Genomic DNA, 15,478 nt, shown 5'->3' with positions numbered 1-15,478 from the left:
ATTCTCACGCTAGGAGTGAGAGTTCTACTTGTGACGAATATATCGACATTTGATTTCGCCCGCGTGCGCGCAGACTTTCCTATCTTATCGACTACAGTTCGAGGGAAGCCTTTGAGCTATCTGGATAATGGAGCTACTTCGCAGAAGCCTGCTTCGGTGATTGAAGCGATTGATCGCTATTACCGTGCAGAGAATTCCAATATCCACCGTGGGGTGCACTATCTCAGTGAGCAAGCGACCGACGCTTATGAATCGGCACGTGCGAAGGTGGCCCATTTTATCGCGGCACCCGAGTCGGACGAAATCATCTTTGTGCGTGGTGCGACGGAAGGCATCAACCTGGTGGCGCATGGCTTTATCGAAACCCAACTCTCTGAGGGCGACGAAATCTTGATCACCCACATGGAGCACCATGCCAATATCGTGCCTTGGCAAATTGCGGCGGAAAAGACCGGTGCCGTGCTTAAGGTGGTGCCAGTCAACGATGCCGGAGAGCTCGATTTAGTCGCCTATTCAGAGTTGCTATCCGAGCGCACCAAGCTGGTGGCACTCGTGCATGTGTCCAATGCTCTGGGCACGATTAATCCGGCCAAAGCCCTGATTGCGGAGGCGCACGCGCGCGACATTCCAGTTTTATTGGACGGCTGCCAGTCGGTGCCTCACATGCCAGTCGATGTGGCTGACTTGGACTGTGACTTTTTTGTATTTTCCGGGCACAAAGTGTTTGGTCCCACTGGCATCGGTGTGCTCTGGGGGAAGCGCGAATGGTTGGAGCGCCTGCCGCCTTATCAAAGTGGGGGCGATATGATCGAACGCGTTGATTTCGAGGGCACCACTTATAAAGGTATTCCGGGAAAGTTTGAGGCGGGGACGCCCCACATTGAAGGCGTCATCGGACTTGCCGCAGCGATCGACTATGTCAACGGCCTGGACCGAGCAGGCGCACTTGCGCACGAGCATGCCTTACTACTGGATGCCACCGAAAAGCTCTCTGCGGTGGATGGCCTACGTATTATCGGCACTGCCCAGCACAAAGCCTCCATTTTATCTTTTGTTATCAATGAGATTCACCCGCACGACATTGGCACCTTTCTAGATGCTGATGGCGTCGCTGTGCGTGCTGGCCACCACTGCACGCAACCATTATTAAAGCGCTTTGGGGTGCCCGCCACCGCGCGGGCGTCGTTTTCCTTTTATAACAATTTCGAAGATGTGGATCGCCTCGTGGCTGCGGTGACTAAGATGCAACGCTTCTTCGGTTAATGCATTTAATCGCTTGCTATGAGCTCAATTGAAGACCTCCAACCTTATGCAGCCCGCTTAGGCGAAGCCGAATTTGAGGCACGTCTGGCTGCTGAAGCACATATGCGTGCCAAGCGCGGTGAAGGGCAGGGCAAGGGGATCTTTCGCTTTGAACATAAATTCAATACTTATGCGGCCATTCGCTTCTGCTTGAAGATGAGCGGTTTTTGGCAGCGTGCGATGCGCAATTATTTTGATATTCAAGTCATGCGGCAGGAAGTACGGCTGGCGAATCTGCCGGCGGAGTTCGATGGATATACCATTTTACAGCTTACCGATTTGCACGCCGATTTGCATCCCGATTTCCCGGCACGGGTGAAAGAGGTGATCGCAGAGTTGGATTACGATTGCTTGGCCCTGACAGGAGACTTTCGCACCTGTATCTTTGGCGACCATTCAGGCGCTACCGCAGCGACGATTGAGATCGTTTCCGAGGTGGAGGCGCCTAAATATGCGATCCTTGGGAATCACGATTGCCTGGCCAAGGTGCCCGCTATGGAGGCCGCAGGCATACGTTTTTTGCTGAATGAACATGTTATACTGCGTCGTGGAGAAGCTGAGCTGTATCTAATCGGCATCGACGATCCCAATTTTTATAAAACACACTGTTTTGAGCGTGCGCTGCGCGGGGTGCCGAACGAGGCGACCAAGGTCTTACTCTCACACTCGCCGCAGACCTATGCCACTGCTGCGGCACACGGGATCGATTATCTGATGGCAGGCCATACGCATGGCGGGCAAATTTGCCTGCCCGGTGGGCGCATTTTGATGCACGACGGCAGTTCGCCGCGCCATCTGTTGGCCGGCGCATGGAGCGAGGGCACTCTGCAGGGCTATACCAGTCGCGGCACGGGGGCTAGTGGTTTAACTGCCCGACTCAATTGCCCCTCGGAAGTGACGCTACACACCCTACGTTGTGGTTGATTTATAGGTGCTAGAGCAGGCCACGCCTCGCTGGTTACTCTGTGACTTTTTCAGCATCGCCCAATAGCTCGGTGGAGCCAGAGCTGCGAAACATGAAGGGTTTGCGAATCCAGCCAATAATGCCGGATTCCTCTTGTTTGATTTCCGCTTCCGCTTCGTTGATTGCACTTTCCCAAGCAGAGCTGAAGCCAGGCGCCCGCGCGTTCATTGTGCGAATTGCTTTTTCATATAGGTGCAGCGTGCGAATCTCTACGCGGCCAGGCTTTTGCTTCAAGGCTCCGATCGTTTGGCTTAAATTTTGATTGGTCTTTTGGAGGGCGACCAGTTCTTCCTTGAGCGACTCATTGCCCTTGGCAGTGATCTCCATTTGTGTGTGCAAATGCCCCTTTAAAGTATTGATTTCCTGGTTCAAGCGATTCGCCTGCGCCGCTGCCGCTGAGCGTTCGCTTCGTAATTTTCCCAGAGAACGCAGCCAAACGATCAAACATGCAATTAGTCCGATGCACAGGCCAATCGCCAAGGGATGTGTGAAAATATCGATGAGCATTTCTTTCATAAATGGCTAAAATATGTAGCGTGAGCGCATTTGGCGAATCAATCTATACTTTCTTAAGAAAAAATGGCTGTAATTTGTCCAATATGCGGGATAAAGGGTTTATTCGATTGACTTACTCCACACTTGGGGGTAAATACCCTAGGCGCGCGCAAATTTAATACGTATTCGGAATTGACATGAAACTTACAAGAAAAGCAGTGACTACCACAGTTTTCGCATTGGCAGCATGCAGCTGTGCTAATGCAGCCTTCGAAATCAACATTGTTGGTGTTGTGCCACCTAATGTGGGCACCGTCGAGCCAGGAGGAAGTGTTGTGGATCCCGTCAATGGAGCTCAGGCACAGTTTGAGCTCAGTTTGCTGGACACTAGCACCATGGCTTCGTCCACTGCTTATTTGACTGTGACTCTTGATAGTTATACGCCTGATTTGCTCAAGCATAGTATCACTACAGGCCAAGGTCACTCTGATCGTGTTGGCATCTTGATTGAAGGCGGCAGTGAGCGTTCGGCGACCTATACATTCAGCTTTTACGAAGACTCTGACTTTCTCACACCACTTCAGCTAGATTTTGTGATGCAGGTATCAGATATCGACAGTTCTGAGGAGTTTTCTGTGAGTGATACTGAGTTCACTGGTGTTACATTGAGTGAAGGCACACAACTTAAGGAACTCACTCCTGGCACTGCAGGTTTCATCGGTTTAACTAATTCTGAAGGAGAAAATCCAGATAAAGCAAATCCGCAAGCGGCAGCCAATTTTTCAAGTATTGCTAATGTCAGCAGCTTCCAAGTTATTGTTGCAGGTTCAGCAACAGGTTATGGCAGTGAGTTTCAATTCGACTTTACGCCTGACATCGTAGTGCCTGAGCCCTCAACCTATGCATGTTTGCTAGGTCTAGCTGCGCTCTCTACTGTCGCGATGCGCCGACGGAAGTAAGCGAATCGCTGCTGATCTAAATTTCAGTTTTTGCCGGCCACGGAGACTCACCATCTCCGTGGCTTTTTTATGTGCGTCCGGAAGGATGTTCTATGTCGTCAGCTAGGAGAGTTCGCTCAAGAGTGACTGCGAGATCGTGAGCCCTATGCCGTTATGACTCGTGGATATGCGGGTTGACCTAGTCACAGGATGTTATTTCTATTTTGTAATTTCCGCTATGACTAAAAGCAAAGTTTCGATCGTCCGTAATTATATATTATCCATGCTTGAATCTTCTGAGATACAAGCGGGCGATCGTGTGCCGCCGGCACGTGAGATTGCGGAGACGCTGGGGATCTCTTTCCTAAAGGTACAACATGCGGTGGAATCTTTATGCCAGAATGGTGTCTTGCACACACGCTCACGGCAGGGAGCCTTCGTGTTGCCAGACTGGCGAGAGCGCATTTTACCTGAAAACGTTTGCGTGTATAATCCTGTGGAGCAATTTCCTTGGATTGATGGAATGTTGAGCTTGGTCTCGGACTCGATTCCTGGTTTGCGAAGTTCGTTTGCCTTTAGGAAAGGTACGCTTGAGTTGCGGACGACGACTCATTTGTTGACTCAGTATGAGGATTACATGGACCTCTCTGAGATTTTCGAGGAGTGCTTCCCGGATCGAGACGATTTCTTTACGGAGCCATTTTCACCTTTTGAAATCGATGGCCAAATGGTGGGCATTCCTTTCGCTTTTTCGCCGCGGGTTGTTTTTTACAATCCGACTTTGTTCGAGAAAGCGGGCTGTGTGCGGCCGCAGGCGGGCTGGACTTGGTCGGATTTTTTGAAATGTGTTCGGAAATTGAAGAAAATTCTGCCAGCCGATAAAATTATCAATTACTCTCCACGGGAGCACATGTTTATGAACTTTATTGTGCGTGCTGGGGGGCGACTGTTTGATCCTAGCGCAGAAGATCCTGTCACATTAGACAGCCCTCGTGTGGCGGAGGGCCTGCGGCTTTGTCGTCAGTTGGGGAATCTTGTTGGGACTCAGGAATATGATGAGGATGAGCTGATTCGCTCTTTCGTGCGCGGGGAGGCTGGCATGCATATTTCAGGTCGTCACCATATGGACTTTATCGTTCCTTCCGGCTTTGATGACTGGAATACTGTACCGATGCCCTTGTTTGAGGGAGGCGTGGATTGTTCGGCTCAGGCGACTGATTTAGTCTGCGTGCGGAAGTCCTGCTCTTCGCCTGAATTGGCTAAGCGCTACGTTCGAGAGATGCTTTCTGCGAGAGTCCAGGACTATATCGGGCAGTCAAAGCACAATATCCCGATTCGTAAGAGCTCCGCTTTTAAGAGTTTGGATATCAATGATCCGCGTGATGCCTTGTTTGCTTCTGAAATTACGAAGATTTCGACTAATTTTAACCTGCATCCACCTTATCCTGGGGCTTTGGTTTTGAAGGGGATTTCTCAAATTTTAGAAGAGAAGATCGATATTGAAGAGGGGTTGGGCGAGTTAGCTCAGGCGGCCCGCACGATTTTAGGCATCTGCTCCGAAGGGCGACGTGGCGCTAAAATGCAGAGCGTGTTTTCTCGTCGGAAGCGCCCATAGAAGCCTTCGGCTTTGGAGTTGAAATTCAGCGATGTATCAGGATTCGCCCTTGACTATGTCACGTAGGGTGTTGCTTTTTCAATCTATGAATAGATTGCAAGATGGCTTTCGTGCGCCGCGTAGGTGCTATAATCAGTGGCTAGTAATGCTAGCTGGCTTACTTGGACTTATTTTTGTATCTGCATCTACAGCCGCGGCAGTTGAGTATGTGCACAATGGCCAGTTTACTGCGTGGGACGGAGATACTGTATCTGGCTGGCAATTGGCGAGTTCAGGCAGGGCGTCTATCCGCTTAGATCCTGCAGAAGCGCCCAGGGGGCTGTCATCCAGTTTGCGAATAGATATCGCAGGAGCAGGCTCCGGTTTAGGTCAAGTGGTCTCTTCCAAAGCTGCGGTTGAGCCTGGATCGATTTTATATCTGAAAGGCTGGATGAAGTCTGATAACGCAGCTGGTGGTATGATTCAGGTAAAGCTTTATCAGGGGCGGAAGGAAATCAAACGGATTAACATTAGTGAGCGCAGTGGTAACTGGTTAGAGCTGGATCGTGAGTTTGAAGTCGGAGAGGCGGATTCCTTTCAGGTATTACTGCGCTATAAGCAGAGTGAATCAAGTGTTGGACATTCATTGTGGTTTGCTGACCTCTCAGTGATTCCAGCCTCCGAACGCGTGCGTACGGCTCCCAGTATTGTTAACTTAGCAGCGGTCTCGACATTTAGTTCGATTGGTCTCTATGCGGATGTCTCTGGTGATATGAGCCAGTTCACGCGTGGGCATAGTGCTTATCGTAAGAAGGGCGAAAGTGTTTGGCGTGCATCCTTGCCGATGCAGTGGCAGGCGAAGACCAAGCAATTGCGCTCGAGCTTACTCAACTTGGAAGCAGACACGGAGTATCAAATTAAAACCTGGCTGGAAGATCCGAGCCTGAAAGAAGCTATTGCCCCGGCCTATACAACGGTGCGCACTTGGACTTATGAGCTGCCGATCGCGAAGACGATTTATTTGCCTGCCGGTGAGAGCACCGAGCCCTTGGTGATTACCGAAAGCGGCTCTGCTGATGGTTGGATCCGCTATACCAGTGATCCGACGCGTCATTCGACTTTAAACGTTGATAAGCGTGCGACGCATGCGGTTGTTTTAAAAGGAGTGCATCATGTGATCCTAGACAATCTCACGATTGTCGGGGGCATCAAAGATTCTGTATTGATCGAAGACTCCACGGATATTCGAATCTTGCGCTGTGATATTTCATCTTGGGGCCAGGTCGGCACTTTCACCGAAATGGAAAATAAGCGTTGGGGTCGAGGACCGTTCTTTGTCGATGAGGCTGGCAAGCCAGTTAATTTACAAGGTGGAGTGCGTGTTTCGGTGGGCGCTGAGCGTGTGGTGATTGCCGACAATTACATTCACAACCCACGTGGGCATGCGACCTCTTGGCAATATGGGCACCCGCATGGGCCGACCTCAATTATTTTGTTTAACTCCGAGGGCAATCACGTGATTCGGAATAATTCGCTGATCGGTAGCGAGTCGCACCGCTTCAACGATACGATTGAAGGGGCTTACAATGATAAGCCCAAGGGAGGCCCTTATCGCGATACAGATTTTGAGGGGAACATCATGTTTTTTAGCAATGACGATGGCGTGGAACTCGATGGGGGGCAGATGAATATCCGCTTCTTCAATAACTGGATCCAGAGCAGCTATTGTGGCGTCAGCACGGCACCCACCATCTTTGGGCCTTCGTATATTTTTAATAACTTGATCGTTCTTGAGGGGGATGAGCGTGGGATGACCAATTTTGCTTTGAAAGTCGGCGGCGATAAAGTGCAGGACCCCGGCATCAATTACTTTTTCCATAACACCATTTATAGTCATGGAAGAGGCTTGCGAGGCAGCAATTGGGGCAGTGGCCCCACCCCTATATTTACACGCAATAATCTGTTTGCAGCGGGGGATTTGATGTGGCCTCAGAAGTCGAAGGGTGACTTTGATTACGATATGCTGCGCCCAGATTCGATGGATCCACCACTGCCACAGTGGCAGCAAAATGGTGTCGTGGGAGTCGAGTCCTTTAAGAATCGTGCGGCCGGTGACTATCGACTTTCCAAAAACTCACTGGCGATCGATCGCGGTTTAAAATTGCTCACGGTCAACGAAGATTTCTCTGGTGAGGCACCTGACATTGGAGCGATTCCCGTCGGAGCCGGTCCAGAATTCCCAGTGCGTGCAGAAGGAGTCTCTTTGTTGCCCTTGCAGGCGCAGTTGGAGCTGACTTTGAATGGAGCTGCCGTTCAGACGGACACGCTCTATGTGCGAGCGCCTGTAGCGACTGGCAAGCGCTGGCGTGTGATGAGCGACGACGCATGGTTGCAATACGAGCCGAACACGGGTCCTTGCGATGGTGAATTGCATGCAGTGACACTATCGATTCACCCAGACGTCAAACGGGATGGATACTATCAGGGAGCCGTCACAGTTCGCACGGACGCGGGCTATAATAGAACCTCCTTTGTTAAAGCGAAGGTGCGATTGGCAGCGCCTGATTATCAGTATTTCAATGCTGTGGATATGGAGCAAGTCGGCATGACTGTGGTCGCCGCAGATCCGCAAGCGCCGCAGCTTCCTTATTTACAAGCGCCCGATACACGCGACGCGGCCTCTAAGGCCTCGATTCGGATCGATTTCGAAGTGCCTGACTCAGGCACTTACTATTTGCACGGGCTGATCGCAGTCCCTGGACCGAACGCGCCTGCCCACGATAGCTGCTACGTGCAGGTCAACGATGGCGAGCCGAAGTATTGGGATTTGGGGGTTTCTGCTCCGGGCCTCTGGTCGTGGCAGACTGCTTCCATTATGAATGAAGCGTATCCCCGCGAGATCGAATTAGCCGCAGGTAAGCATACGATTTATATTCGTGGTCGTGAGAACTTTACCAAGTTTGCACGGTTTGCAATCAGTCGCACACGCTTGCTTCCAGAATAGTTCTTTTTCGAAGCCTTCGAGCTAGATCGCTAGCCAGCACTTCGGTTTTGTATGCATATAGCCAGAGGGGGATTCCCTCTGGCTACTTTGTGTGTAAGTAAATTTTTTGTCTATCTTACCGTGACTACGTCAAAGGTGCTTGTTCTTTATTAATGTGTGTTATTAGATTCGGCTTCCCCGTATCATGTTTAAGCGCTCACTACTCTGCAAACGTGATTCAATAGAACCCCATAAATAAGGAATCCTATGATTGACCGTTGTCTGGTTGTTTTAACCGCTACCCTGTGTGCACTTCCCTTACTGAGCTCTGCGGAGCAAGTCTTACAAAATCCCGGCTTTGAATCGGGCAGCTCTCAGTGGTATAGCATTGAGGTGGAAACATCGGAGGTCTACGCGGGCGCGCAATCGGGCCGAATCGATCAACTGTATTTCTGGCGCACTATTTCGCAAACCGTGGATTGTGAAGGAGGGCAGATCATGTCCTTCGGCGGCTATTTAAAAAGTGAGGCGATCGTAGTGGGGGAAGGGGGCCTACGCGTGACCTTTTATGATTCCAGCGATCAAGCAATTTCATCGGTCGGTGCTGGAGAGGTTTCAGGCGACCAGGATTGGACCTTGCTACAGGAATCAATTGTGGTCCCTAGTGGGACTGAATACGCCAGCTTCCAATTGTTTGTAGGCAAGGGCACTTCCAGCTATGGCAGCGTCTATTTTGATGACTTGTATTGCGATCTGTTTGAGCACAAGGCGGTCATCGTGAATAGCAACGGTGGTTTTGAGAACGGCTACACGGGGTGGTATCAAGGGCATGCAAGTCTGGACAGCAATGCATTTGAGGGCAGTTCTGCATCGGTCTTACAGCATGGCTCTTGGTGGAAGCAGTCTTGGTATGAGTTCGACTGCGATCCAGCGCTTGAATACACCGTGTCCTTTGCTGCCGCTTCGGACAATACCACCTCCGAGGGGGTCTTTCAAATTCGCTACTACGATGCAGCGGATGCGGAAATTGCCAGCGACCATTTGCTCGGATTGACTGGAACCAACGACTATGCGATTTATTTCGCAGATGGGATCCAGCCGCCAGTGGGGGCTGAATCTGCGCGCTTTTACTTTGCCGCCGCACAGCCCGGAAGTGGTACCACTTATTTGGATGATGTCGTGATTACGACCGATGCGGTGGATTCAGGCTTTGCCTCTCCCGCGCTCATTGATCAAGCGCTGACGAGTTTGACGCCGGACCCTGGCATGGAGAACGGCGTGTCGGATTGGAATGGCAATGTTCATGCAGAGACGACTGTGGTTGCGGCAGGCGCACAAGCCCTGCGCTTTAACGGGGAGCATTTCTTTTTGAGCTATTCACACGATTTGATTCCTGCGACGGAGGGCCGCTATTATCAGCTTGCGCTACAATATGCCGCTGAGGCGATCGCCGTGAGCCCAACGATCTCGTTTAGCTTCTATGCGGCTGATGGCACAACCAAGCTAGATGCATCCCGCACGCTGATCGATGTCGAAGGGACCGCGCCTTACCGCGAGGCATCAAGCCCATATCACCTCGCGCCGGTCGGCACCGCTTATGTGAAAATCGGCCTGTCTTTTCCGAGTGGTAACTCGGGCGCAAAGCTCTATCTGGATGAAGTGCATCTCTATGAATTGTCGAATTTGCCAGTGCGCTTGGTCTCGACCTATGAATCGGTTAGTGTGTATGTCGGGCGCGCAGCACAGGTCGCCAATGAAGTGGCGCATGTTTACTATCGTGAAGTCGGCGAGACGCAATGGTATGAAGCCTATCCGCCGGAGTTTGATGCAGTGCGCGGCGAGTATCGCAGCAGTATTGTGGGGCTGAATGAGGGCAGCGATTACGAGGTGCAAGTTGTGCTAGAAGCCGATGGCGTGAAGCTTGACGAGGCAGGCGCTACTGTGAGCACCTGGGACGCTTCGCCCCCGATCGGGCAGACTATTTCCGTGGCGAGTCTCTATAGTGGTGGCCAGCTGCTGATTGAAAACATGCATGGCGAGCCGGATGCTTGGATTAAAATCACCGGAACCGGATCTGGCGATATCGACGGTGCGTATGCGGACGATGTGGCATTGAAAATTCTGAACAGCAGCTATTTGATCTTTGAGAACATCGAAATTCAAGGTGGACGTCGCCATGCCGTGCAGGTGCAAATGTCGGATCACATTCGCATCGTTGATTGCGAAATGTCAGGTTGGGCCCGCCAGCCGAATTATTTCGATGGCAAGTATTGGTATGAAACCGAGTCTGATATGAATGCAGGCATCAACTCTGCCATTAATAAGGATGCCGGTGTCTTTCTTTACGAAAGTTCACGTGTGACGGTGGAGCGTTGCTATATGCATGACCCACGGACTTCGGCCAATAATTGGGGCGGCAACAGTCATCCTGCCGGCCCGAGTGCGATTTATGTGCGCAACATCACAGGCACCCAAGTGAAGATTATGAAAGGCAACTTCGTGGTGCGCTACAATGACTTGATCGGCAGTGATGAGATTCGCTGGAACGATGTGATCGAGGGCGAGAACAATGAGAACGAGCGTGGTTCTTTCTACCGAGATACCGATGTCTATGGCAACATGCTTGCCTTCGCGAATGACGACTCGACCGAGTTGGACGGGGGACAAATGAACATTCGTTTTTTCGGCAACCGTATCGAGAACTGCTTTGTAGGCTTGAGCTTGGCACCCAATGTGGTGGGCCCGACATATGTGTATCAAAACCTGATGTTTGATATCGGGGATGATCGTAACGCATGTTATTCCATTGTGAAACTCGGTGGCGGGGATACGTATTCCAAAGGAAAGAGCTTCTTCTTTAATAATACGATCATCGGCAAGGGCAACGGTTTGACCGGAGTCGGCTATGGTAGTGATAGCAATCGTTCGATGTTCTTGCTGCAGAGTCGAAATAACATTATTCAAACCACGAACTCGCACCCTGATTATAGTCGCACGATCTCGGATCCGGAAACCAATGCCTGGAACAGCTTCGATTACGACAACTTGTCGACAGTCGGGCAGAGCACCGCGACTGTAAACTATGCCGCGGGGCAAGAGGCCAACGGTATCCTTGATGATGCGCCTACTTTTGTGAACGCCGCAGTCGGGGACTTCCGCCTCGCTAGTGGCTCGTCCGGCATTGATGACGGCCTGGGTTTGTTAAACCTTGCGGACCAGTTCCTCGGAGCCGCTCCCGACCAAGGGGCCATCGAACATGGCGATAGTTCATTGTTCCCCATCCGTCCGATCGCGGTGAGTGCTGACCAATATGTAGTCACATTGACGGGAATCGCTGGAGGTGCATCCACACCTGTGGATGTGGTGCTGTCGACCGGTGCACTGCAGACTTCGCTTGGGTATGAACTGCGCATGAACAATACGGTGGATTGGCTGCAAGTGACGCCGGCAACCGGCAGCTTGAGTGCCAACAGCACACAGACTTTAAGCTTCAGTTTGCAGACCGCTGGGCTGAGCACTGGCGACAGTTTAGAGGCCACGATCTTAGTGCGCTTCGATGACGGATTTTCTGTGCCGATTACGGTGCGTGCAGAAGTTCAGTAGCCCAGTTGAGGGGGCGATCTGAGTGACACGAAGCCGCGTAGACATTCACGTCTGCGCGGCTTTTAAGTTAATGGGGGACATCCTATGCGTGGCATGGGATATCAATACCGTGTGAGTAATGCTTCTTCTTGACATAGTCACGTCGAGCTTCTTGCTAGTGCCTTAGGTGGTCTCTGTGGCCTATTGTCTCCCATCCGTGTAATTATGATTTATAAAAAGAACCGTCGACTGACATGTGCTATTCTGTGCTGTCTGAGTCTCTCCTTCGTCGCATGCTCCCCAGAAAACAGCAAAGAGGGCGCAGATCGTGAAAACGTCGCGACTCCTGAGCTTGTGCAGCGCGCAGAGGCACTAACAACGGCAGTCGCAGTCACTCCAGAATTTCTTTCGCCTCAGTTGATTGCTCAGGAGCTCACCAGTTTAACGCCCGATGCGGGGATGGAGCAGGGCGTTTCGGACTGGAAGGGAAACGTTAAAGCGGAAACGGAACTGGTGGCAGCAGGGGATCAGGCGCTGAGATTGAACGGCGTGCATTTCTTTCTGAAATATTCGCACAAGTTAATCCCGATTTCGGGCGGGACTTATTATAAGTTGTCGCTGCAAGCGGCGGCCGATAATATTTCGATCAGTCCGACGGTTTCGTTTACTTTCTATGCCGCCGACGGTAGCACCCGTCTGGGCGAATCCAGCACCTTGATCGATCTGCGCGGCACGGCACCGTATCGCGAATTTTCAAGTCCGTATCAGCTCGCACCTGAAGAGGCCGCCTTTGTCGGCATCGGTGTGGCCTTTCCTAAGGGGAACCGCGACGCGAAACTCTTGCTCGACGAAGTGCACCTCTATGAATTGTCCAACCTGCCGGTGCGGCTGGTCTCCACTTATGAGTCGATCAGTGTCTATGTTAGCCGTGCCAGTCAGGTGGCCAACGAACAGGCACATGTGTATTACCGCGAGGCGGGGAGCACGCAGTGGTATGAGTCCTTTGCCCCTGAGTTCGATGCGGAGCGTGGCGAGTATCGCAGCAGTATCGTGGGCCTCAATGAGGGCCGCGATTACGAGGTGCAGGTGGTGCTGGAAGCGGATGGCGTCAAGCTCGACGAAGCGGGCGCGACGGTGAGCACATGGGAGGACTCACCGCCGATTGGGCAGACGATTACTGTGGCGAGTCTCTATGAGGGGGGCCAGTTGCTGATTGAGAGTATGCACGGTGAGCCGGATGCCTGGATCAAAATCACTGGAACCGGCACTGCGGATATTGACGGTGGCTATGACGACGAGGCTGCACTGAAAATCGTAAATAGCAGTTATCTGATTTTTGAAAACATCGGCATTCAGGGCGGACGACGCCATGCCGTGCAGGTGCAAATGTCCGACCAAATCCGCATCGTTGATTGCGAAATGTCCGGTTGGGCGCGCAAGCCCAACTTTACTGATGGCAAGTTTGCTTATGAGACTGAGGCGGATATGAAACGCGGCATGAACCGCGCGATCAATAAGGATGCGGGCGTCTATCTGGATGCGAGTTCACGCGTTACCGTGGAGCGCTGTTATATGCACGATCCGCGCAGCGGAGCCAATAATTGGGGCGGCTACAGTCACCCCGCGGGGCCGAGTGCCATCTATGTGCGCAATATTGCCGACACCCAAACCAAGCTCATGAAAGGTAACTTCGTGGTGCGTTATAATGATCTAATCGGCAGTGATGACCTTCGCTGGAATGATGTGATCGAAGGAGAGAACAATGAGAATGCGCGCGGCTCCTTTTACCGAGATAGCGACATTTATGGCAACATGCTGGCCTTCGCAAATGATGACTCCACCGAGATGGACGGCGGTCAAATGAACACCCGTTTCTTCGGCAACCGTATTGAGAACTGCTTTGTCGGTTTGAGTTTAACCCCCTGTGTCGTGGGGCCGTCCTACGTGTATCAAAACCTGATTTTCGATTTGGGAGATGATCGTAATGCCTGCTTCTCGATGGTGAAGCTGGGCGGCGGCGATACCTATTCCAAGGGCAAGAGCTACTTCTTTAATAATACAATCATCGGTAAAGGCAACGGCCTGACCGGGGTTGGCTATGGTCGCGATAGCAATCGCGCGATGTTTCTAGCGCAGAGCCGAAATAACATCATACAAACCACGAATTCCCACCCCGACTATAGCCGCACGATTTCCGATCCGGGTGCCAACGCGTGGAATAGTTTCGACTATGATAATCTGTCCACTGTGGGGCAGGCGAGTGCGACAGTGAACTACGCAGCAGGGCAAGAGCCAAACGGCATTTTGGATGCAGCGCCCACTTTTATCAACGCAGAGGCAGGGGACTTTCGCTTAGCCAGTGACTCCTCGGGCATTGATGACGGCATCGCTTTATTGAACTTTGCGGATCAATTTCGTGGCAGTGCTCCGGACCAAGGCGCGATTGAATTTGGCAGCAGCTCCTTGTTTCCGATTCGTCCGATTGCTGTGAGCGCAGACAAGTATGTCGTGAAATTAAAGGGAAGTGCGGACGGTGCATCTAGCCCCGTTGAGGTGGTGCTGAGCGCTGGTGATCTGGAAACGTCACTCGAGTATGAGGTGCGCATGAATCACACCGTGGATTGGCTTCAAGTCACTCCCGCAAAAGGCAGCTTAAGTGCCCACAGCACACAATCACTCAGCTTTAGTTTACAGAGCGGGCAGTTGGAAGCGGGCGAAGATAACGAGGCGACCATCCTAGTGCGCTTTAAGAACGGCTTCTCGGTTCCGATTACAGTGCGCGCGGACGTGCAGTAGCACTGCTTCGTGGCGTCGTCGCTTCCTCCTTCGCAAAGCTACGGCGGACAAGTGCGACGGCTTGTGCTCGGTTGCATCCGTAAGCTAAGGGCGACCACTTACTGGCTGTCTGGCTCAGGTGCCGTTTGGGTAGGAATATAATAGCGGCGCACGTCGATTTTTCCAGGGCGATTGGGACGGTCGCTGATGAAAATAAGACCACTACGGCCTGCGCGATAGGGCCAGAATGTGTTATAGGCCAATTGCCACTCTTGGGGTGTTTCACTTGGCATTTGTAATGCGATCATAACTCCAAAGTTAGGACCGTTGATACCAGGGAGTGTGAGCGTGAGGTCCTTGCCCGCATCGAGTGCGAGTCGCTTTTCGTCGAACTGAGTCATCAAGTTGAACTCAGAAAGGTTGAAGATGCGATACAGGTCTTGACCGTTGGCTTTTAACCGAAGTTGGATATGTGCGATCCTGTATTGATCTGTTTGATTGCCTTGATCAATGAAGAGCAGTAGTGGATCGGGAGCATTGGAGGCGATCGTCGTGCTTGCTATCGGGATGGAGGTGGGCTCTCCGCTTGCGTCTGCGGGGCCGTCTTTATAGAAAGTCAGCTTACTGTCAGCCCAGCATTCGTAAGCGGGCGTAGGGGCTCCATTGGGGATCGATAGATCGATACGTTGTGAGCCGACAAAATAGTGGATGCCTCGTATCGATTGATTCCAGCTAAGTGCACTGAAGCTCGTTTTGACGGGCGCATCTGTTTGAGCCTGTGCAGTGATGCCGCTTATCAGTAGGCTGGCGAGGAGTAGGAATTTTAAGCTGTGGTGCATAGGTGT

General features: G+C 51.8%; 9 protein-coding genes. 7 read left to right on the top strand and 2 right to left on the bottom strand.

Annotation, left to right across the window (positions count from 1 at the left end; translation table 11 throughout):
• Nucleotides 1–30: 30 nt before the first annotated feature.
• Complete coding sequence (locus QEH52_RS04430; protein WP_345785443.1) at nt 31–1,263, top strand: SufS family cysteine desulfurase; 1,233 nt, start codon at nt 31–33, stop codon at nt 1,261–1,263.
• A gap of 18 nt (nt 1,264–1,281) precedes the next feature.
• The gene (locus QEH52_RS04425) at nt 1,282–2,226 is read left to right on the top strand and encodes a metallophosphoesterase (protein ID WP_308948857.1); all 945 of its coding nucleotides are present in this window, start codon (nt 1,282–1,284) and stop codon (nt 2,224–2,226) included.
• Nucleotides 2,227–2,260: 34 nt separating this feature from the next.
• Here the strand turns inward: QEH52_RS04425 and QEH52_RS04420 are convergent, their stop codons facing one another.
• Nucleotides 2,261–2,782 carry a hypothetical protein gene (locus QEH52_RS04420; RefSeq protein WP_308948856.1) on the bottom strand — a complete coding sequence of 174 codons (522 nt, stop codon included), beginning with the start codon at nt 2,780–2,782 and terminating at the stop codon, nt 2,261–2,263.
• Nucleotides 2,783–2,958: 176 nt separating this feature from the next.
• On the opposite strand from QEH52_RS04420, the gene QEH52_RS04415 reads away from it, so the two are divergent.
• From QEH52_RS04415 to QEH52_RS04395, 5 genes are all read left to right on the top strand, one after another.
• Nucleotides 2,959–3,720, top strand: coding sequence for a PEP-CTERM sorting domain-containing protein (locus tag QEH52_RS04415; RefSeq protein WP_308948855.1), 762 nt, complete (start codon nt 2,959–2,961; stop codon nt 3,718–3,720).
• Between the two features lie 217 nt (nt 3,721–3,937).
• Nucleotides 3,938–5,314: an extracellular solute-binding protein gene (locus QEH52_RS04410; RefSeq protein ID WP_308948853.1), complete on the top strand. Its 1,377-nt coding sequence runs from the start codon at nt 3,938–3,940 to the stop codon at nt 5,312–5,314.
• Between the two features lie 85 nt (nt 5,315–5,399).
• Nucleotides 5,400–8,297, top strand: a complete 2,898-nt coding sequence (locus QEH52_RS04405; protein WP_308948852.1) for a right-handed parallel beta-helix repeat-containing protein — start codon at nt 5,400–5,402, stop codon at nt 8,295–8,297.
• A 246-nt stretch (nt 8,298–8,543) separates the two neighbouring features.
• Nucleotides 8,544–11,879: a hypothetical protein gene (locus QEH52_RS04400; protein ID WP_308948851.1), complete on the top strand. Its 3,336-nt coding sequence runs from the start codon at nt 8,544–8,546 to the stop codon at nt 11,877–11,879.
• Between the two features lie 204 nt (nt 11,880–12,083).
• Entirely contained in the window at nt 12,084–14,654 is a 2,571-nt protein-coding gene (locus tag QEH52_RS04395) for a hypothetical protein (RefSeq protein ID WP_308948850.1), read from the top strand.
• A gap of 98 nt (nt 14,655–14,752) precedes the next feature.
• Here the strand turns inward: QEH52_RS04395 and QEH52_RS04390 are convergent, their stop codons facing one another.
• Nucleotides 14,753–15,472, bottom strand: coding sequence for a hypothetical protein (locus tag QEH52_RS04390; protein WP_308948849.1), 720 nt, complete (start codon nt 15,470–15,472; stop codon nt 14,753–14,755).
• Nucleotides 15,473–15,478: the final 6 nt, after the last annotated feature.

The sequence above is a fragment of the Thalassobacterium maritimum genome (assembly GCF_031127805.1).
Lineage (GTDB): Bacteria > Verrucomicrobiota > Verrucomicrobiia > Opitutales > Coraliomargaritaceae > Thalassobacterium > Thalassobacterium maritimum.
This window is presented reverse-complemented; position numbering and strand designations above follow the sequence as displayed.

Bases quoted from the DNA above. Each gene is read 5' to 3' on its own strand.
- QEH52_RS04425 (WP_308948857.1), top strand. From the start codon at position 1,282: ATGAGCTCAATTGAAGACCTCCAACCTTATGCAGCCCGCTTAGGCGAA.
- QEH52_RS04420 (WP_308948856.1), bottom strand. From the start codon at position 2,782: ATGAAAGAAATGCTCATCGATATTTTCACACATCCCTTGGCGATTGGC.
- QEH52_RS04415 (WP_308948855.1), top strand. From the start codon at position 2,959: ATGAAACTTACAAGAAAAGCAGTGACTACCACAGTTTTCGCATTGGCA.
- QEH52_RS04410 (WP_308948853.1), top strand. From the start codon at position 3,938: ATGACTAAAAGCAAAGTTTCGATCGTCCGTAATTATATATTATCCATG.
- QEH52_RS04405 (WP_308948852.1), top strand. From the start codon at position 5,400: ATGAATAGATTGCAAGATGGCTTTCGTGCGCCGCGTAGGTGCTATAAT.
- QEH52_RS04400 (WP_308948851.1), top strand. From the start codon at position 8,544: ATGATTGACCGTTGTCTGGTTGTTTTAACCGCTACCCTGTGTGCACTT.
- QEH52_RS04395 (WP_308948850.1), top strand. From the start codon at position 12,084: ATGATTTATAAAAAGAACCGTCGACTGACATGTGCTATTCTGTGCTGT.
- QEH52_RS04390 (WP_308948849.1), bottom strand. From the start codon at position 15,472: ATGCACCACAGCTTAAAATTCCTACTCCTCGCCAGCCTACTGATAAGC.